The following is a 19717-nucleotide window of genomic DNA, read 5'->3' on the forward strand; positions in this document are numbered from 1 at the left end:
CGATTAGTAAGAATGATACCATAATTTTTCCCGCTCATATTGTCGTTTTTTTAATTTAATCTAAAATCACCAGAAGTCGTGCGCACCTTAAGTACATATTCTCCTTCTCCAATCTTTCCGGCTATTTCCTTCTCACTTTTCTCCTCATATTGCATTCCCTCTAAATATACAGTCCCTTTTCCTGATTGCCCTTTGAAGTCAACTGCTAGAGAGGTAGGTGTTTCGTCGTACTTGACTCTTACATCTCCGCTCGTTACCTCTACCTCGATATTACCTGTTACCTTTTTATTTTCTATATCGATGTCTCCTGATGTAGTCTCGACGTCGACATTTCCTTGTACACCCCAAACATTAATATCACCGGATGTGGTATCCACTTGAACATCCGCAAGAACTTCCTTGAAGGTGATGTCACCGCTTGTTCCAGCAATGGCTATCGCCTTAGCTTCGGTGTTCTCGATGCGCACATCACCACTCGTCAATTCAATAGAATAGCTATCTGTTATCTTAACGCCTTCTACTAATATATCCCCCGAAGTTAGTTCTGTTTTTAAAGAACCCACTTGCATACCTGAAATTTGAATATCACTTGATGTGGAATAAGTGGATAACTCTGTATATGTTTTTTCCGGCACTTCCACTTCAAGTTTCAGTCTGGAGATGTTAGTACCAAATTGAAATTCCATTTTAGGTTGTTGTACTTCAATATGTATGTTTCCATCGACTTCCTTTACTTTTAATTTATATTTGTCCTTATTTTTTTCACTAACATCTCCTGCTAACTTTGCATAAATGTCTTCCCTATCCACAGAAACCACCTTGATATCCGCGGATGTGGTACGGATTTCTATATTTTTTGCTTCACTGCCGCTCACTGTTTCTTCTTGTTCAATAGAAGTAGTATTAAAATTAAAACTAAACGTTTCTTTAAATTGACCAAAAACTACTGTAGCTCCAATCGCTAAAAGAATGAGCACAAACAAAAACGATAATACTTTTTTCATGCATTTTCCCCCTCCCTATTTTTCACCCTAACACTATAATGACGCATAGATTTCGGAATTCCTTTTAATGTGAAAAACCCTTGATAGACTAGAGTTCGAAGACGATATTCTAAAAATGCAGTATTGAATCTCCCTTCTAACTGGCCGTAAATTTCCCCGATAATACGTGCTGCCTTCACAAATTCACTTTCGGAAAAATCCTTTTGGACCTTTTGTGCACAATAAAGTAATTCTTCATCTATATAATCTTCACGAACCCCTAGGATCTCCCCGTTCTTCCAAATACGAAGCAGGTGCTTTGTTTGTTTTAAATGAAGCCACTCTTCTGATAATCGATTTCTAGCATTTGATGACAAAGGGTTTCTCCGTTCTTTTTCATATATATCTTTCAACATTTCCGGCATGATCTCACCGGAATAAGCAGGCTTGAATCGGTTGGAAAAAGAAAGATGTTGATACACTTTGGTTGCATTGATAAGAACCACTTCATTTTCACTATTACGCAAGTGGTGAAGAATGTATCGATGAAAAATTTGTTCATGGGCGTTATCAGCTGTCCACAGAACTACAGGAATATGTGGGGGAATTTGGTTTAATTCTTCGGTCGCTTGTTTAAATTTTCTACTAAACTCATCCTCTAACAATTCATCAAAAATATTTATATGATCTTGGAGCCACTCTTGTCTGGCAGACGGATTCCATAACGGGCCAATATCGAACATTTCCCAGAAACCGATCACCTTATGGTTCCCCTCTAAGCCGACCCTAAGGGATCCTGCAGTAGATTCGCTCCCTGCAATATGTATGGTGTTATAATCTGTTCGAGGAGGAGGCTGGTGATCAATTGTTTCTACTATATTTTGAATCTCTTCTAAAATTTCTTCTTTTGGAAAATCAATTTTTGTTAATTGATTCAAACGAAGCAAGGTTAAGTAGAGACAAGTTTTTGCATCTTTTTCGGAAAGTTGATGTATATTTTTTTTTAAATCTTCTAGCATAGTCCGACCCCCAAGGAATATTTTACCTATAGCCTAACTATACCATCTTCAAATGGCTAATTCTACCACTTCATTGTTCTGCAATTTTTATTCAAAGTTTTCCACTTTAATAGTAAGATAGCATCAGAAACTTTATAGTTTGTACATACGTATGTATAAGATACAACTTAACTGGACGAGAAAAACCCGTCCCGAGGAGGATACAATGGCAGTTAAAAGCCGATACATGACCGCATTGTTAGTGAGCGGCAGTTTAATTCTCTCTGCCTGTTCGGATAAAGATACAAGTGTGGAGGAAAATCAGCCTGCTGAGCAAGAAGTACAGAAAGGCAAGTATGAACAACTTGTGGATAAAAAGAATGCGGGGTTGGAGCTTGAAAAACTTGAGCTATCTTCTTTTGCCGAAGAAGTGAATGCAACTTTCCATGCACCTGAGTATAAGGAATTCAGTGCAAACGGCCAAATAGAGATTATCGGTACCGTTGAAAAGCATGCTGATCTAAAAGGCGAGTACGTTTGGATTAAGGTGCGCTCTGTCGGGGAAGGTCCTACTGGTAATCAGGTCGAATATTACACACCAATGAAAGATGGGGAGTTTAAAGAGAATATTTCTTTTTTTAATGGCGAGGGTGAATATAAGGTCACCGTTCAGCTTCCAGACACTGAAAGAGAAAATTATTACTACGATACTGCAAGTTTCACCGTCCATAATGTCAATTCGGAATCAACCTATGATATTTCCTTAACTCCTTTTGGGCATGAGGCGGGCCTTCAATTCGATGTAGAATCAGGTTACTTAAAGGAAAACGAGTTATTCTCTTTCGGGGGAAAAGCATCTGCACTCTCTGACAAAGAAACTATAATGCTTCAGTTGAAAAAGGACTCTGATATCTGGAAGCATATGGTGACTATTGAAAATGGACAGTTTTCCACAGATATTCCACTTTTCTATGGAAAAGGAATGTACCAATTGGAAGTCTTAGTACCAGACGGTGAACGGGAAGACTACTATCAACTTGCTTCTACCCTATATATAGACAATGCCTCTGAACGAGTGATGCAGCCTTTAGAATATTATTCTGCTTATAAGGAGCGCGGTGTGACACTCGAATCTCCCCAATTTGGAGGGGACGAGACGGAAGGTACCTATTCAGTAAAAGGTAAAATTGATCCAGAAGCCGAGTTTGGACCCGAGACGACTCACATTTACGTTAGTACGAAAAAAGGCGGAGATGAGGCACTTGATGTAATCCCTGTGGAAAACTATGAGTTTGACGGTTCCTTCTATTTGCGTTTCGGGCCAGGTGAGTATGAAGTAACACTAAGTGTGCCAGAAATCAAAGAGGAAAATAGTGATTTTTTCCGTTATTATGGTTTTGCTAAATTTCAAGTGACCGCTTCCGCTGAAGATAAACGGGATCTATTGCCTTCCCGAGGTGTCCAGTCTGTTGCGCCTGAGATTATCAAGCTTGCTGAAGAGCTGACCGCCGGTAAGGATTCTGATCGCGACAAGGCAAAAGCTGTTTATGAATATGTCGCAAAGAACGTTAGCTATGATGTGCAAAAGTATAGAAACAATGAATTCAAGTGGGACGATAGTGCACTAAAAACCTTGGATTCCATGACAGGCGTGTGCCAAGATTATGCTTACCTTGCAATTGCTATATTGCGAGCAAGCGGGGTCGAGGCTAGGTATGTAGAAGGACGTGCTGGCTCTCCATGGCCGGGGAACCATGCATGGGTCGAGGCGAAGTTGGACGGCGAGTGGGTGGAAATGGACCCTACATGGGGTTCTGGTTATATCAATCGTGATGATAAATTTGTAGCTGCTTATAATGAGGACTATTTTGACCCGAATCCGGAAGAGTTTCAGAAGACGCATACGCGGACTGGGGTTAGGTATTAATAGCTTTCGGATTATTTTTTTTAGGTGGTCACATAGAGGAAATCTATGTGACCGTTTTTTTGTATCGGGATTTTTAGGATGCCCTAATGCTAGATGAGATCTTTATTTAGTATAATATGGTATCTATTGGACTTAGGAAGCCCTGATGATGAGGCTTCGGTCGTATAGACGGCTTCTATTAGACTGTTGAMTGCTTGATGTTGACCCTTCGGTCGTATAGACGGCTTCTATTAGACTGTTGAACGCTTGATGTTGACCCTTCGGTCGTATAGACGGCTTCTATTAGACTGTTGAACGCTTGATGTTGACCCTTCGGTCGTATAGACGGCTTCTATTAGACTGTTGAACGCTTGATGTTGACCCTTCGGTCGTATAGACGGCTTCTATTAGACTGTTGAACGCTTTTTTACTGAGCTTCGGGTATTGAGACACCTTGGTACTCTCTAGTTTCTCATTCAACAGAACAATTTTTGTATACAGCTCTTTCCCTTTTTCTGTGGGAATCATTTTTCTAGGGGCACGGACAAAAAGAGGCTCTTCCAGCTCCGCTTCCAATGCAGCAAAGTGCTGGCTCATTGCCGGATGGGTAAGAATTCTCGCCTTGGTTGCTGCAGATAATGACCCATGTTTGTATACACTAATAAAACTGCGATACCTTTCAAAATCACTCACACTATTTGCATCCCTCGTCATATAAATAAGCACCGCACTTCACACTAAGAAGCACGGTGCTTTTTTATATATAATTTTAGACCTTTGTTAGTCTATATACTTCCCGTTTTTCCACTAAACTTTCTATTTTACTACGGTAGTTTTGATAATGTTCTGTTTCAATATGTTCCTTCAAAGCCTCTTCATCCTGCCAAGTTTCATAGAAAACAAATACACCTTCTTGCTCGACGGATTGGTGCAAGGAGTATTCCTCGCAGCCTTTTTCTGCACGCGATGGCGCCACCATTCTTTGCATCTCTTGAAACAGGTCATCTTCTTTACCTGGTTTGGCCGTCATAATAGCGTTTATTGTAATAGGTTTCATACAAACACCTCTTCCAAATTATAGTGCATGCTGCAGAATAAAAGTGTTTAGCCTAGTTGTTTTACTACTTCTTTAGCCACGCTGATCGTGGACTGCGGGTTTTGACCTGTAATTAGGTTTCCGTCCGCTTGCATGTGATCTGTCCAGTTATCTGCTACAATAACTTCCGCTCCTAATTCGCGTAAGCGTGCTTCCAATAGGAATGGCATGTACTTGTCCAATGTTGTTTCTCTTTCCTCATCGTCCGTGAAAGCTGTTACTGTTTTACCTGCTACAAGTGGAGTTCCATCTGTTAATTTCACTCCCACAAGCCCTGCTGGACCATGGCACACAGCTGCAACCAGTTTGTCCGCTTCATAAAGGTCGCGGATTACTTGGTGTAATTTCTCGTTATCAGGCAAGTCAAACATCGTACCATGACCACCAGGTAAGAAGATGGCATCAAATTTTGAAATATCCGTAATGTCCTCTAATTTAATCGTATTTTCTAGATATTGAGCTGTATCTAAAATTTCTTGAGGTGTTTCTCCACCTTCTAAACTTCTAGCATCCACAGGAGCTTTCCCCCCTAGTGGACTTGCAACTGTTAACTCGTAACCTTTATTAGCAAACTCCACATACGCCTCGCCGAATTCAGAAAGCCATAGGCCTGTTTCGTGTCCGTCTTTCATTTTATCTGCAGTAGTTACTACCATTAATATATGTTTAGTCATTTATTATTCCTCCTAAAAGTTGTTTTCATTTCTTACAGTTTTCATTGTAGTCCCTGATTATCTATAATACAAATTAGATAATTTTAATTCATATATAAATATATTTATAGTTTTACACTCTCCTCTCCTTTTTACATTACCCATTTATATTATTTACACTCTTCGTCTCATCACTAGAATACTAGTCTCAAATACCTAATTCTAAATACCTAGTCGACAATTTATGTCGATTTGTGTAAATTATCCTTTGCTATCTATCCTTAATACACTTAATATGAAATTATACGTAACTGTTAATTATTTGAGGTGTTGGAAAATGAGTGAAAAAGAACCGTACTTTATTGCTACTTCTAAAAGAAGGTGTTTGGAGAGCGGTATGGACCCAGAAGAGATTCCAAGTCCGAAAAAATTTATGACAAGGGAAGAGTTGACAGAAAAGCGACGGGCTTATGGAGAAATTTTATCTGTTGTTAGTTTTTTTTCTAATAAATTACTAAATTCGTTAAAAGGAACACCAATCCTTGTCGTAATCTCTGATGCTGAGGGATTCTTACTGGAGATTGACGGGGACGAAATGATTAGATCCACAATTGAACGGTTTGGTATTAAAAAGGGAAGTCAATTTACTCAAGAAGATACTGGTACTAATGTGATTAGCTTAGCTTTGCAACAAAATCATCCCATCAGTCTGATTGGAGATCATCATTATCACAAAGCTTTCCATCAGATTGCCTGTTACGGTGCGGCATTACATTATACAGATGATGATGATTTACTTGGCAGCGTGTGTATAATGATGCCAATTCAATTTGAGAACCCACTCTTCTTAACGATGCTGTCTCAAGTGGTGGATTCTATCGAACGCGAGCTTTTGCTAAGAAAACAAAATAGAAAACTAAATATCATGAACCAAATTATGTTGAGTAGGACGAGAAATGGAATTGTAATTACAGATGAAAAAGGCGTCACAACGGAATTCAATGAGTTTGCTCAAAAAATATCCAATCGCACAAGGGAGTCTGTGATTGGACGGACCATCTTCGAGTCTGAACTGACAGGTAAATATTTTAAAGAAGTGATTGAAAATCAGAAAAAATACGAGAATGTTGAGATAAAGTTTAATAACCCAAATGGAGACCCGGTAGTCTGTCTTTTTGACGCACAACCAATTTATGAAGAAGAGAAATTGGTCGGTGCCTTCGGTCAATTCCGTGATATTACGGATCGTTATTTTATAGAAGAAAAATTTAACTATCTGGCATACCATGATGACCTGACAGATCTTCCAAACAGACGCTACATACAAAAGGAAATTGAATCTCTTATCCAAGACAATCGATTAGGAAAAGAGACAAAGATGGCCATTCTTTTCCTTGACCTAGATCGATTTAAGATCATTAACGATACGTTCGGTCATTCCAATGGTGACCTCTTGCTAGCTGAGGTGACAAACCGTTTGGTTGGGTGCCTCGGTGAAAAGGATACGCTTGCACGTATGGGTGGAGATGAATTTATTTTCTTATTGCGAGATTTTGAGTCTGAACAATATGTTACGAAAATGGCAAATAATGTATTAGAGCAATTTAAGGAGCCATTTACCGTGAACTCCCATGAGTTTCATACCACTGTCAGTATTGGTGTGGCAATTTACCCAAACAATTCCATTACACTTGAAGATTTCATGGTTTATGCCGATAATGCAATGTATAAAGCAAAATCACAAGGAAAGAACCGCTATGTAATGTATGCGTCTGACATGTTGCATAATTCAATAGAAGAATTACAACTGGAAACCGATTTACGTAAAGCGTTGGAACGAAATGAGTTTGTCCTTCATTACCAGCCACAAATCTGCAACAAAACTGGAGATATGATAGGTGTAGAAGCATTAATCAGATGGAATCATCCTACCCTTGGTTTAATCTATCCAGATAAGTTTATTGACCTAGCCGAAGAAACTGGACTAATCACTAATATTGGGGAATGGGTAATTGAAGCAGCTTGCGCACAGAACAAAAAATGGATAGATGCCGGCATGACCCCATTTAAAGTGGCTGTTAATCTCTCCACCCAACAATTTTTCAAAGTAAACCTTGTAAGCCATGTGCAAGGTGTACTAGACCGTACAGGCCTTGATCCGCAATATTTAGTAGTAGAAATCACTGAATCTATGGCAATGGATTTTGATTATTCTTTGAAAGTGCTTCAGCAATTAAAGGACCTGGGTGTTTATATCAGTATTGATGACTTTGGGACAGGCTACAGTTCTTTAAGCTATCTCAAAAGTTTTCCAATTGACTATCTGAAAATTGACCGTTCCTTTGTAAGGGATGTATTGAAGGATAATCATGATGTAAATATCGTAAAAGCCATTATTACGCTCGCTCACAACCTTGGTTTGCGCGTTATTGCCGAGGGCGTCGAGACGATTGATCAACTAGACTTTTTAAAGAAATATGATTGCGACACCATTCAAGGCTATCTTTTTAGTAAGCCAATCTCAGTAGAACAATTCGAACAATTACACCCGATGCTATTAAAAGAGATAGAGAAAATATACGTATAAGGGGATCGAAATTACAAATGAATACTTCTGCTACAATGTTGAAAATGGATACTGCTGCTGCCATCTTGGCGAAACTATTTAAAAAGTGGGAAGTCCAACATATATTTGGAATTCCAGGAAAGGCTATATCACCCATCATTTACGCATCTGATAAAGAAGGTATTGAATTTGTATTATGTAAGCATGAAACAGGAGCGGGCTTTGCAGCTGCAGGCTACTCTTTTATGAGCGGAAAAATAGGGGTTGCTATTGGGACTTCCGGACCTGGAGGAACGAATCTATTAACGGCTGCTGGACAAGCAAAAGCATCACATATTCCTGTATTAATTATTACTGGACATCCTTCCATGAAGGACACTGGCAAAGGAATGGGACAGGATTCGTCTATATTTGGCACTGATCTTGTTGAAATGTTCCGGCATGTCACTAAGTTCAGTGCCAGAGTGGAACGTGGGGATATGCTACAACCATTACTCCAACATGCTTTAGAAAAGGCATTCTCAGGCGTAAAAGGCCCAGTACACCTGTCCATTCCTTTTGATATTTTGCTTGAAGAGATGGAACCGTTTGAACTAGACTTACCAAATCCTATAGAAATGATTTCCACCAACCTCGATAGAGTGAAGATGGAACTTCAACATGCAACAAGACCTTTGCTCTTCTTAGGAAAAGGGGTTCATTCTAGCAAAGCATATCGGGAAATCCAGCTCTTAGCTGAACATTGGAAAATACCCGTTATGACTACCCCGGGAGGAAAAGGTGCGTTTATTTCCAACCATAGCCTATCACTTGGAGCTTTTGGATTGGGAGGAACAAAAGGAGCATCCGACTACCTGCGTTCCGGTATAGATTTACTCATCGTTATTGGATCGAAATTAAGCGATATGTCCACTGCAGGATTTACACCGGATATGTATCCTAACCATTTGATACATTTTGACTATGATTCCACTTTCATCGGAAAAAGCATTAAGGTGCCAACTACACCGGTGATGGGGGATATCCGTTCCAATCTTCAACATTTATTAGGTCTTGCAGGAGTGAAAACCACCGATAGCTCGCAGTTTATGCAACCAAAGCAACTTAATGATGTACCATTTAATAAAGCTTCTGAATACATGTCTGCTGAATCAGCGATAAAAGTAATGCGCAATGAACTTCCTGAAGACAGTATCGTATTTGGAGACGATGGTAGCCACACCTTTTACGGAATCAAGCATTTTGACATTTTTCAGCCAGGCAGTTTTATTTTTGATGATATATTCGGTGCTATGGGTCATGGAATTGGCTATTCAATTGGAGCAAAAATAGCTGCCCCGAACAAGCCAATTGTGTGTCTTGTGGGAGACGGATGCATGTTCATGCATGGAACGGAAATTTCCACTGCATTAAACTACCAATCTCCTGTCCTATTTATTGTATTGAATAATGGTAGGCTGGATATGGTGGAAAAAGGCATGAAGAAAATGAACGGAAAATCAATCGGAGCTATCTACAGCTCTCCACTCGACGTTGCGGCCTTTGCAAATTCAATGGGCCTTGAATCATATAAATGCTACAATCCGCTAGATTTAAAAAACGCCATTGTACTAGGTTTAAAAATTGTAGAAACTAAAAAAACGCCAGTCGTCATCGAAGTCATCGTTGACCCTGATGAAATACCACCTACCATGGGGAGGCAGTAAAATTGGAAAAGAATCGATTTGAACTAGGAATAGAAACACTTGAAAAAATGTTCCCTGCTGAAGCACTAGAAGGAATGAAGAAAATGAAAGAAATTTCCCCTGACTTTTGGGAAATGATTGTTGGATTCGGATACGGAGAGCTTTACCCTCGCGAAGGACTCAACTTGGCTGAAAGAGAACTGGTCACACTAAGTTCTCTGATTACACAAGGAGCGTTCGAACAGCTGGATGTGCATATCAGAGCCTCGCTGCGTGTAGGTCTAACAGAACAGCAAATAAAAGAAGTCATCATTCAATGCTCTGGATATGCAGGTTTCCCAAAAGCTGTACAAGCAATGAAAGTAGCAAGTGTCATATTTGCCGACGAAGCCGAGAAAGCAAATAAATAAGAAAAGCCCTAAAGCACGAGATTATGCTTTAGGGCTTGTTTCTTTTAGTTTTCCTTCTTCTTGAAGAACTTCAATAAGGGCATTAACTACTTCTGAATCATATTGGGATGGAGAGAGCCTTTGGAGTTCGTCTACGGCATATTCAGGAGTGAAAGCACCACGATATGCGCGATCTTCTGTCATTGCATCAAAGGTATCACTGACTGCAATGATGCGTGCTTCTAGTACTATCTCTTCTCCTTGTAAGCCTTTTGGATATCCTCTGCCGTTTAAACGTTCATGGTGCTGTTCGATGATGGTTGCTATAGTCTCACCATAGTACAAGTCTTTTACCATTTCTGCTCCGTCTTCAGGATGCTTTTTTATTAAGGAAAATTCCTGTTCCGTAAGTTTAGCAGGTTTGTTTAAAACTTCGGATGGGATGTTTATCTTTCCAATATCATGAAGAATAGAAGCTACAAAAAGATTCTCGAGTCTATCTGTAGATAGCTTAAGCTTTTTGGCTATTTTCACTGAATATTTTGCAACTCTTTTGCTATGATCAAAAGTATATACATCTCTACTTTCTACTTTATGTACTACTTCTTTCAAAGCTTTAACACTTGTACTTAATTCATGGAATATTGCTTCTGTGATTACCCAAATATAAGTTACTTCTGACAAAGCTGTAAAATGGATGGGAACTTCAATATCAGTAGCAGTAAAGTAATCTTTGGGACCTAAATTAATTTTCTGACCATCTACCTCGCACAGAATTTCTCCTTCAAGAATATAAAAGAATTCCATTACACCTTCATTTTCGCTCGGATAGACGTAGAAGATATTGCCCCTCTCAATAGTTTGCAATATAACCTCTGCACCATTTCCCTTAGCAAGAAGGCTCATGTCATAGTTATCGAATGTAACTTTTTCTAAGCTAGTACCTTTCTTGCCAATCTTAAAAGCCATTTCCTCACTCACCTTCACCTTATAAGAACGAGTCTAATTCTGATTCGCTCTCCTGTTTTACCACCTTAAACCTCTACAACTCGCACAGGATCAATCCAAGCCCAACGGTCAGCAAATCTAACATACTTCCAGAAGCACTCCGCTACGACACCGTATTCTGCCACTTCATCAATGGTATCCTGTGTCATTTGCAATGTAATATCAAATACGTAGCTGATAATTGCATCAACCTCTTGGTCGAATTGAGTCGTTCTTTGAGCGATATGCTCCTCTAATAATCCTTTTTCTGCTTGCAGAGCTGCAAGTGCTTCTCCAAGTTCAGCTTGCTGCACGCTGTCTGTGGAGTTTACCAATGCTGTCTCTAGCTCTTCTAATTCAGTGTTTAACTCTGTTAATTCGCCTTCTAATACTGCTAATTCTTCCAGGTACACAGCCCATAGAGCGTCCGCATCTTGTACACCCGTTTCAATAATTAAATCCATCTCAATATTTGCTGCTTCAATTATTTCTAGTGCTTTTTCCACATCTGCATCACTTGCTGCTTGTGCATTTGATGATAACCCTAACGATACTCCTAAAAACAAAATGGTAAAGAAAACAAACATACCTAATCTCTTCACTGTAATCCCCCTCAAAATTTTAATATAATTCTCTCGGTGTGATCTGTGACTTTCTCCTGAAGTAACGTTATGTAATTTCGTGCTTTTTTCCTATATATCACCATAATTATACAAGTTACACATACTTAAATCTATATTTTTTTGTAATATTTTGTTTTTTCTTACATGTCCTACTCATTATATCGGTTAACAAAGATTTTTATATAGGACCCTTCTCTCTCTTTATTGCTTTTGAATGAAAAAAACCAATCCCTTCAATAAACTGGGATTGGTTTTCTATGTTTTAAACTTCTGGCTTCATCTCTGTTCTAGATACTGTGTTGTGTACCATCTTTTTCGCTTCTCTGAAGGTTACAAAATTCTTGCTCTTTTCATCCCATAAACGGAATTTCAATGATTTTAAACTTGTTGCCAGCGTAATCGTCGGTACATGTTGAAGTGGTGGTGTGCTGTGATGGCACTTTTCCAATTCATAGTTTGGTACTCTTGGACTTAGATGGTGAATATGGTGGTAACCAATATTACCTGTTAAGAATTGTAATACTTTTGGCAGCTTGTAGTAAGAACTTCCTTCAACTGCTGCTAATACATATTCCCAATCTTTATCCATTTCAAAATAGGAATCTTCAAACGTATGCTGTACATAAAACAACCATATTCCTACACTTCCCGCAATCATAAAGATGGTGCCGTGTACAATCAAAAAGGATTGCCAACCAATTGCTAAGCTTAATAATACTGCTACTGCAACAATTAGTACGTTTGTTAGATATAAGTTATTGCGTTCTTTTTGTCTTGCTTCTTTTCGGTTGAAACGGTTTCTAATCAGAAAGGTGTAAATTGGTCCTAATCCGAACATTACCAAAGGATTCCGATATAGGCGATAAGACAACCGAGTCTTAAAAGATGCTGCTTTATATTCTTCCACAGTCAGTGTCCAGATATCACCAACTCCGCGCTTGTCCAAGTTTCCACTTGTAGCATGGTGTACGGAGTGATCATGTCCCCATTGATCAAATGGGAATAATGTCAGTACTCCCGTTAAGGTCCCTACTGCACGGTTCCACTTTCGATTTTTGAAGAAAGAGTGGTGGGTGCAATCATGGAAAATAATGAAAATACGTGTCATGAACCCTGCAGCAAAGATAGCTGGTACCAACGCCAACCAATAGGATACGGATAGGCTTATATAAGTGAGATACCATAACAGAAAAAATGGCGTTAGCGTATTGATCAACTGCCAGATACTCTTTTTAGTTTGTGATTTTTCGAAAGGAGCAACTTGTTTTTTAAGGTTTTTCATCTCATTTTGAATTGACATTTTATTAAATCCCTTCGTTGTTGACTTGATAAAATTTATTATATCCAATATAAAAAAATTAGTTAGTAGCAGGTGTCATATGTAGAGTATGACAAATGTCATATAGATTTTGTAAAGGATTGTCAGACCTCTTATAAATACGTTGGGACACTTGAGATTTCACCTTTTAAAAATGGAAAAAATTTTATAAAAAAAATTAAAAAAGAGTGATTCCATCTAGAAAATCACTCTTCAAGCAGCAAGTTGTTTTGGTTTTAAACTTTTCTTCGTATAGAAGCTATGCAAGAGCATTCCAATGATTATGATGAATAACCCAAGCAGTCCAACCCCATTGGGCATTGACGTTGATAAAAGAAATACCTCTCCAATCAACACAAACAAAACTTGCGTCGATTGAGTTGCCTCCACTGCGGCTAGTTTTTCCTGACTGCCTCTCACCATGTCAGTTGAGATAAAAAACAGGGTTGTTGCGATAACACCTGAACTGATGGCCACAATAAATGTCTGGAGAACCTGTTCCTCAGAAGGTAAACCAACTGTCATATATCCCCTTACTGCAACAACTAACCAGACCGGGATTGTAGCCAAAGTCATACCCAGTACTCGTTGAAATGTATCCACCCTACCTCCGCATACCTCCATCATCTTCCTATTTCCAAGCGGATAGGCAAAAGCTGCAATTGTAACAGGAAGAATACCATAGATAATCATAGATGCAGATAGTCCACTACCTTGTTGTGTCTGAATCAATAGGACACCAGCAAAAATAACCATAGAAATGAAAAGTCCCCGCATAGGAATACGTTCGCGTACCTTAACACCTTCGACTATTTTATAGAAGAAAGGTCCTAAAAGAACACCAGCGATGATGGTGAGTTGCCACGTTCCAGCAACCAGCCAACCCGGACCATATGCAGCTGCAAAGGTAATAGGTCCGTAGAAAAGGACAAAACCAGTAAAACTCCAAAGAAGCCAAGCAAATGGCGCCTTTCTCATTTCAAGGAATAGCGGTCCAAGATTCCCCCTCAACCAAACAATCAACAACAAAAAAGGCACCATAAAAAAGAAACGCAGAGAAGAACTCCAGAGCCAGCTTCCACCTGAAAGCTCCATAGAACGATTCAATATAAAAGTGACAGCAAAGAACATAGAGGCTACTACCCCGATTAGAATTGCTTTCATTGAATGAAATGCACCTGACTTTCGATGAAAGATATTTTTGTACATTATATACTTTTCTTAGCTTTGACAATGCGTAATAGACAAATTGTTATAAATACAACATCCCAGCCCTCCACCTGTTGTATCTATAGTGACTTCTTAAATCAGTACTTAATAAAGCTTACGTCCTTCCATCCTGGTTAATCAAGCATGGAGGGACGAATCCTTTATTGTTCATTACTCCCTTTTATTCCGATACACATCTTCTTTCAAATGAAATCCATCTGCAATGACCGTTTCATCGATATTAGCCCTATTCACGGCAATTGGAGGAAGCAACACAGATGGCACTTCCACTTTCCCATTGTTAACTTTGCGATCTGTATCAATAAACTCTCCTTTTGCCATAGCAACTGCTAGTCTCGCCGCTTCTTCGGCGAGAGTGGGTATCGGTTTATACACCGTCATCGTTTGAGTGCCTTCCACAATCCGCTGAGCCGCTGAAAGCTCTGCATCCTGTCCTGCTACAGGAATGCTTCCAGCAAGTCCCGCTTCCTCAAGAGCTTCAATTGACATTCCCGCTGTCGCATCGTTTGCTGCTATCACCGCGTCTACTTTCCCGCCATTTGCAATAAGCGCCTCCTTCATGTTGGCGTAAGCATTGCTCGGAAGCCAGTTTTTGGTCCACTGGTCATAAACGACGGTGATTTCTCCTTTATCTATTAATGGCTGAAGGACATTGAAGACCCCCTTTTTAAACAGGTGAGCATTATTGTCCGTATCCGCTCCGCCAATATAAACATATTTGCCTTTAGGGACAATTTTTGTAATTGCCTCTGCCTGCAGCTCCCCGACCCGTTCGTTGTCAAAAGAAACGTAAAGGTCAATTTCTGCATTTTTTATTAGTCTGTCGTAAGAAAGAACCTTAATCCCAGCGAGGTGTGCTTTCTTAACAATCGTTGCTGTTGCTTCTGCGTTATGCGGGACTATTACAAGAAGATCGACACCATTGCTTATTAGGGTTTCCGCCTGTAACACCTGCAGTGCGTCATCTCCGTTTGCTGCTAGTATCTCCACTTCCGCTCCTAGGCTTTCTACTGCTGACTTAAATAGAGCACGGTCTCTCAGCCACCTTTCTTCTTCTAAGGTGTCCATAGAAAAACCAATTTTTATTTTTTCCACTTCAGAAGTTACCCCTTTGTCCTGCATGAGGGAAATATTTTGTACCGTTCCCACGTCCTGCGGAAGGGACCTATCTGCCTTTTCACATCCCGAGGCTACAAAAAACAGAGCCAGCGTAACAAACATTGGTAGTAATCTACGTATTCCGAGCTCCATTTTCTCCATCCTCTCTGCTTTCTAAGCCTTATTTCGGAGCAATGTTTTACGATACTCTTTCGGTGAAACATTGGTCATTTTTTTAAATACCTTGCTGAAGTAATTAGGGTCATGGTAGCCAACTTCAAAAGTAATTTCTTTAATACTCTTCTCCAAATCATTCATGAGCCGTTTCGCTTTCTCCATCCTGCATTCTGTAAGAAAGTCGATATAATTGATGCCCTGCTTTTCCTTGAACATTTTACTAATATATATTGGGCTCAAACCCACTTTCTGAGCAAGTGTATCGAGCGATATATCTTGATGGGAATGGTCCATGATGTATTGCTTAATCTGCTGAATGGTGTCTGCCTCCAAGTTGTTGTAGTGGTCATCATAAGATTGTTTCATCTTTGCTAAGAGCTGCTTTGTTTCGGAACGAAGCTGACGATAATGCGTTGTTTGTACCGAATAGAGTGGCGTGGTAGTTTCCACTCCAATTTCATTTAGTACACGCGAAGTAATCCAAAGAATCTCTAGCATCCGTTGCTGAGAATGCAATAAATTTGCCGCTTCTTTTTCATATCGTTGGAGGATGTTCATAACATACATTTGAACATCATTCCAATGCCCAAGTCGAATTAAATCAGCAAATTCCTTTTGCTCACTTTTGTTCAAATGACTATAACGGACATCCACATTTGTATGGATATCAGCATAAAAACGGTAGTTCGTAATAGCTTTAGTATCTAATGTAGCCATGAGGGCGTCCTGATAAGATTGTCGAACCTGATCAAGAGAGCTGCAAACCTCCCCTATCCCAATAATCCAATCGGTATGCTGTCCTGTTTTAGGAATAGCTAAAATATCTCGCGCAAGTGTACTAGCTTGGGAACGAAAGGTCTTATCTGGCTGACGGAACACGATTATTGGTAGTTGATTCCCATATAGTGCTCCTACCCATCCGCTTTTGTTTTGCCTGACTTTCTCTTTAATCAAGGAATAGTTGGATTCAGATCCTGATGGCAATAGGACGATCATGGCAAACATCTCATTCGTTGAAGGTATATCAAGCATCTCCATTAACATATCCACATGTACTTCATGCACGTGGTCGAACAACAGCTGTGTTACGACATCCGTCTCAACAAGAGTCAATGTCCTTTGTAGGGCTGCTTCCTGGAGCATGTTATTGGTTTGCTGAATTTTCTCCTGTTCGATCAGCTTCAGTACTTTTTCGACTGTCAATTTTATTTCGCTGATTTTACTAGGCTTCAGTATATAATCTTTGACACCAAGTTTGATGGCCGCTTTGACATATCCGAATGTATCATAAGCGGTGACCATGATGAATTTTGTTTTTGGATGCCTGGCGCTGATTTGTTCGACAGCTTCTAGCCCATTCAATCCAGGCATCTTGATGTCCATCAGAATTAAGTCAGGGGTGTAATCGTCCGCCATTTCTACTGCCATTTTTCCATTTTTGGCCTGTTTGATTAGTAAGTCAGGGAAGTTTCTTTCGAGAATGGTTTGCATGCCTTCGCGTTCAATTTGTTCGTCATCTACAATGAGGAGTTTGATCATCCAGTTTGACTCCTTTCATTATTTGAGTGTTTTATTTTCAAAATAACCTTTGTTCCTTTCCCTTGGATTCCTTTTATATCAATGACATCGTCATAGCCGTAGAACAGTCGCAGTCGTTTTACGACATTACTGAAGCCGATACCTGTTGAATGGCCTTCAGTAGGTAGAGGTGATTCTTCGTTCAAAATTTGAAGGATTTTTTGTTCCGGCATCCCCATTCCATCATCCTCAATTTCTATTACTACCTGGCTACCGTCCACTTTGACTCGGAACCAAATGTTTCCTCCATCTTCCTTCGGTTCCACCGCATGAATGACGGCATTCTCTATGATTGGCTGGAGAGTCAGGGCTGGGATTTTCAATTCTAAGCATGATTCATCGATATCCCAATGCAACTGTAACCGGTCTGTAAAGCGCGCCTTCTGTATGTCCATATATTGTTTTAATACTTGAATTTCATCATGAAGTGTTACGGAGCGATCTTGCCGTTTTAAGTTGTAACGCAGAATTCCCGCAACGCTCACCAAAAGATCACTCGTCTCTTCTGATCCTTCTAAATAGGCTTTTTTCGAAAGGGTATTTAAGGTGTTGAAAAGAAAGTGCGGGTTGATCTGACTCTGTAGGCTTCTAAACTGGCTTTCTTGTAAAAGAAGCCTACTTTCCTGAAGCTCCCGCTCAAGCGCTGCCTTCTGCTTAATCTCCGATATCAGGTTGTTAATATTGATACGCATTCGATCGAAAGTCCTTGCCAAAAAGGCGATTTCATCATTGGTTTCTATTTTTACCTGCTGGTCAAAATTCCCTTTAGATAATTCATTTGCCGCTTTTGTCAGTTGAAAGACAGGACGTGTGATCGTAAGGGAGAACCAGTAGGTGACAAGAAGCAATAGACAGGTAATCAGCAGCAGGCTCCAAATTCCTAGCTTAATAACTTCACCGGATTGTTCAATGATTCCCCTGTAAAATCTATCAAATGTATTCAATTCTGTATCTATTAACGTTAGGGTCATTTCGGAAATATAGGTGGTGATTCGAGTGGCCTCTGCAAATTCCTGTGCGGACGCCTCGGTATCATTTTCCGACTGAAACAGGATAGACCTGTCGGTTGCTTCCACTAAGCTATCAATCAGGTTCATATAGTTGGTTAGGGTAAAGTCGTTTTCTGTGTTTCTTAAATGATATACGCCGTATTTTGCTTGCTGTACCTGTTCCTTGCTGGCCGCAAGCTTGTCCAGGCTGTCTTGTGTTGGATCAATGGTATAGTTGTTCAAATCCGTCACAAGCTGTTGACTCGCTTTTGTCACTTCATTCATGCTCAAGTATCGTTGCAAAATATCGTTATATTGTTTATGGGTTTTATGATTGTAGTATGTAAGCGCTATCCAAATTGTCGACATAATCACCAATACTACCGTAGTAAGGGCTAGAATTTTCTTTTGGATACTCGTCATTGTATATCCGCTGCTTTCCTAATTCTGATATCTGTCAAATAACCATCTTTATTAAGCGGCACAGTTTCCCCGGTCAACCATTCCTTCATTAGCTTTACACTTTTTCTTCCCATTTCTTCTGGTGATTGTTCAATGACCCCATCCAATTTTCCATCCGCTAACAAGGTCAATGTCTCAGCTCCATCGTCAAAAGAATAGATATGGTACGGTTCTACCTGGGAGCGCTTACTTATCTCCCCAATCATCGCACCGACAACATTGGCATTAATGGCGATGAACGCGTCAATATCTGGCTCTTTGTTCATTACATCTTGTGTGGTGGTAATGACTTGTTCTCTTGTGTCATCAGTAATCGCATGAATCATATGGATAGTATCATAAAATTTTAGAATTTCCTGAATTCCTTCCATGCGTCGCTTTTGATAATATTCCTGGTTCTGATCATACATGAGGACGACATTCCCCACTCTTCCCATATCGATCAATATCTGTCTTGCAATCATTTTCCCTGCTTCATACTGATCGGAACCGACATAAGTCCGTCGAATACTTTCCTCCATTGGCACATCATTTGCCACCGTAATAATCGGAATACCATGGAAGCCGGCCTTCACTTTCGTCAATTCCTTGAATTCCTCTGAATCCAACCCCTGTATGATGATTCCATCCATTTTGGACTGAATGGCAATTTCTATGTCTTTTAGGAAGTCTTCTCGATTCTTCCCATAGCTCCCCCATACTTCAAGGCTCACATCACTTTGTTCAGCCTGCTTTCTAGCACCTTCACTTACTTTATCCCAGAAAGGCGTCTCCATATCTTGCGTAATAAGAACTATACGATGTTCCTCTCTGCTAGAACTTAGTGCTTGAGGTAGTTGCCAATCGGATTGGAAGATTTTTTGTGCGGATAAAAAAGTAAGATGACATAATAGAATGATAATGATACAAATTGCTAGAATTCCTGTTCTCCGCAAGAATGATATCCCCCTCCCTCAATTGAGGTATGCTAATTTCATCA

16 protein-coding genes and 1 pseudogene are annotated in these 19717 nt (G+C 39.8%); 4 read left to right on the forward strand and 13 right to left on the reverse strand.

Going from position 1 to position 19717, the window contains the following annotated elements:
• Nucleotides 1-50: 50 nt before the first annotated feature.
• Complete coding sequence (locus FZC76_RS12960) at nucleotides 51-1004, reverse strand: DUF4097 family beta strand repeat-containing protein (RefSeq protein WP_148988605.1); 954 nt, start codon at nucleotides 1002-1004, stop codon at nucleotides 51-53.
• Nucleotides 1001-2002: a DUF1835 domain-containing protein gene (locus FZC76_RS12965; RefSeq protein ID WP_148988606.1), complete on the reverse strand. Its 1002-nt coding sequence runs from the start codon at nucleotides 2000-2002 to the stop codon at nucleotides 1001-1003. Before FZC76_RS12965 ends, FZC76_RS12960 begins: the two co-directional genes overlap by 4 nt.
• Nucleotides 2003-2207: 205 nt before the next feature.
• On the opposite strand from FZC76_RS12965, the gene FZC76_RS12970 reads away from it, so the two are divergent.
• A complete protein-coding gene (locus tag FZC76_RS12970) occupies nucleotides 2208-3908 on the forward strand; it encodes a transglutaminase-like domain-containing protein (RefSeq protein ID WP_148988607.1) in 1701 nt (566 codons plus the stop codon).
• A 435-nt stretch (nucleotides 3909-4343) separates the two neighbouring features.
• Here the strand turns inward: FZC76_RS12970 and FZC76_RS23480 are convergent.
• From FZC76_RS23480 to FZC76_RS12985, 3 genes and pseudogenes are all read right to left on the reverse strand, one after another.
• Nucleotides 4344-4580 (reverse strand): annotated as a pseudogene (locus FZC76_RS23480) (LysR family transcriptional regulator); the annotation flags it as partial.
• Nucleotides 4581-4656: 76 nt separating this feature from the next.
• Entirely contained in the window at nucleotides 4657-4944 is a 288-nt protein-coding gene (locus FZC76_RS12980) for a putative quinol monooxygenase (RefSeq protein ID WP_148988609.1), read from the reverse strand.
• 47 nt (nucleotides 4945-4991) lie between these two features.
• The gene (locus FZC76_RS12985) at nucleotides 4992-5657 is read right to left on the reverse strand and encodes a type 1 glutamine amidotransferase domain-containing protein (protein ID WP_148988610.1); all 666 of its coding nucleotides are present in this window, start codon (nucleotides 5655-5657) and stop codon (nucleotides 4992-4994) included.
• Between the two features lie 316 nt (nucleotides 5658-5973).
• On the opposite strand from FZC76_RS12985, the gene FZC76_RS12990 reads away from it, so the two are divergent.
• From FZC76_RS12990 to FZC76_RS13000, 3 genes are read left to right on the forward strand one after another with little or no spacing between them, the layout of a single operon-like run.
• Nucleotides 5974-8223, forward strand: coding sequence for an EAL domain-containing protein (locus FZC76_RS12990; RefSeq protein ID WP_148988611.1), 2250 nt, complete (start codon nucleotides 5974-5976; stop codon nucleotides 8221-8223).
• 17 nt (nucleotides 8224-8240) lie between these two features.
• Entirely contained in the window at nucleotides 8241-9908 is a 1668-nt protein-coding gene (locus tag FZC76_RS12995) for a thiamine pyrophosphate-binding protein (RefSeq protein WP_262372588.1), read from the forward strand.
• Nucleotides 9909-9910: 2 nt separating this feature from the next.
• Nucleotides 9911-10297: a carboxymuconolactone decarboxylase family protein gene (locus FZC76_RS13000; protein WP_262372589.1), complete on the forward strand. Its 387-nt coding sequence runs from the start codon at nucleotides 9911-9913 to the stop codon at nucleotides 10295-10297.
• Nucleotides 10298-10318: 21 nt separating this feature from the next.
• Here FZC76_RS13000 and FZC76_RS13005 read toward each other — a convergent pair whose 3' ends face one another.
• The 8 genes from FZC76_RS13005 to FZC76_RS13040 all read right to left on the reverse strand — a co-directional run bounded on the left by FZC76_RS13005 (nucleotide 10319) and on the right by FZC76_RS13040 (nucleotide 19673).
• A complete protein-coding gene (locus FZC76_RS13005; protein WP_148988612.1) occupies nucleotides 10319-11245 on the reverse strand; it encodes an HD domain-containing phosphohydrolase in 927 nt (308 codons plus the stop codon).
• Nucleotides 11246-11310: 65 nt separating this feature from the next.
• Entirely contained in the window at nucleotides 11311-11865 is a 555-nt protein-coding gene (locus FZC76_RS13010) for a hypothetical protein (protein ID WP_148988613.1), read from the reverse strand.
• Between the two features lie 283 nt (nucleotides 11866-12148).
• Complete coding sequence (locus FZC76_RS13015) at nucleotides 12149-13186, reverse strand: fatty acid desaturase (RefSeq protein WP_148988614.1); 1038 nt, start codon at nucleotides 13184-13186, stop codon at nucleotides 12149-12151.
• Nucleotides 13187-13417: 231 nt separating this feature from the next.
• On the reverse strand, nucleotides 13418-14368 hold the full coding sequence (locus FZC76_RS13020) for a DMT family transporter (RefSeq protein WP_148988615.1): 951 nt from the start codon (nucleotides 14366-14368) through the stop codon (nucleotides 13418-13420).
• 216 nt (nucleotides 14369-14584) lie between these two features.
• The gene (locus tag FZC76_RS13025) at nucleotides 14585-15685 is read right to left on the reverse strand and encodes a sugar ABC transporter substrate-binding protein (protein WP_148988616.1); all 1101 of its coding nucleotides are present in this window, start codon (nucleotides 15683-15685) and stop codon (nucleotides 14585-14587) included.
• A gap of 21 nt (nucleotides 15686-15706) precedes the next feature.
• Nucleotides 15707-17248, reverse strand: a complete 1542-nt coding sequence (locus FZC76_RS13030; RefSeq protein ID WP_148988617.1) for a response regulator — start codon at nucleotides 17246-17248, stop codon at nucleotides 15707-15709.
• Complete coding sequence (locus FZC76_RS13035; protein WP_148988618.1) at nucleotides 17245-18699, reverse strand: sensor histidine kinase; 1455 nt, start codon at nucleotides 18697-18699, stop codon at nucleotides 17245-17247. The genes FZC76_RS13030 and FZC76_RS13035 overlap by 4 nt, the downstream gene beginning before the upstream one ends.
• Nucleotides 18696-19673 carry a sugar ABC transporter substrate-binding protein gene (locus FZC76_RS13040; RefSeq protein ID WP_148988619.1) on the reverse strand — a complete coding sequence of 326 codons (978 nt, stop codon included), beginning with the start codon at nucleotides 19671-19673 and terminating at the stop codon, nucleotides 18696-18698. The genes FZC76_RS13035 and FZC76_RS13040 overlap by 4 nt, the downstream gene beginning before the upstream one ends.
• Nucleotides 19674-19717 lie beyond the last annotated feature (44 nt).

This window comes from Sutcliffiella horikoshii (genome assembly GCF_008180725.1).
Taxonomy (GTDB): Bacteria; Bacillota; Bacilli; order Bacillales; family Bacillaceae_I; genus Sutcliffiella_A; species Sutcliffiella_A horikoshii_B.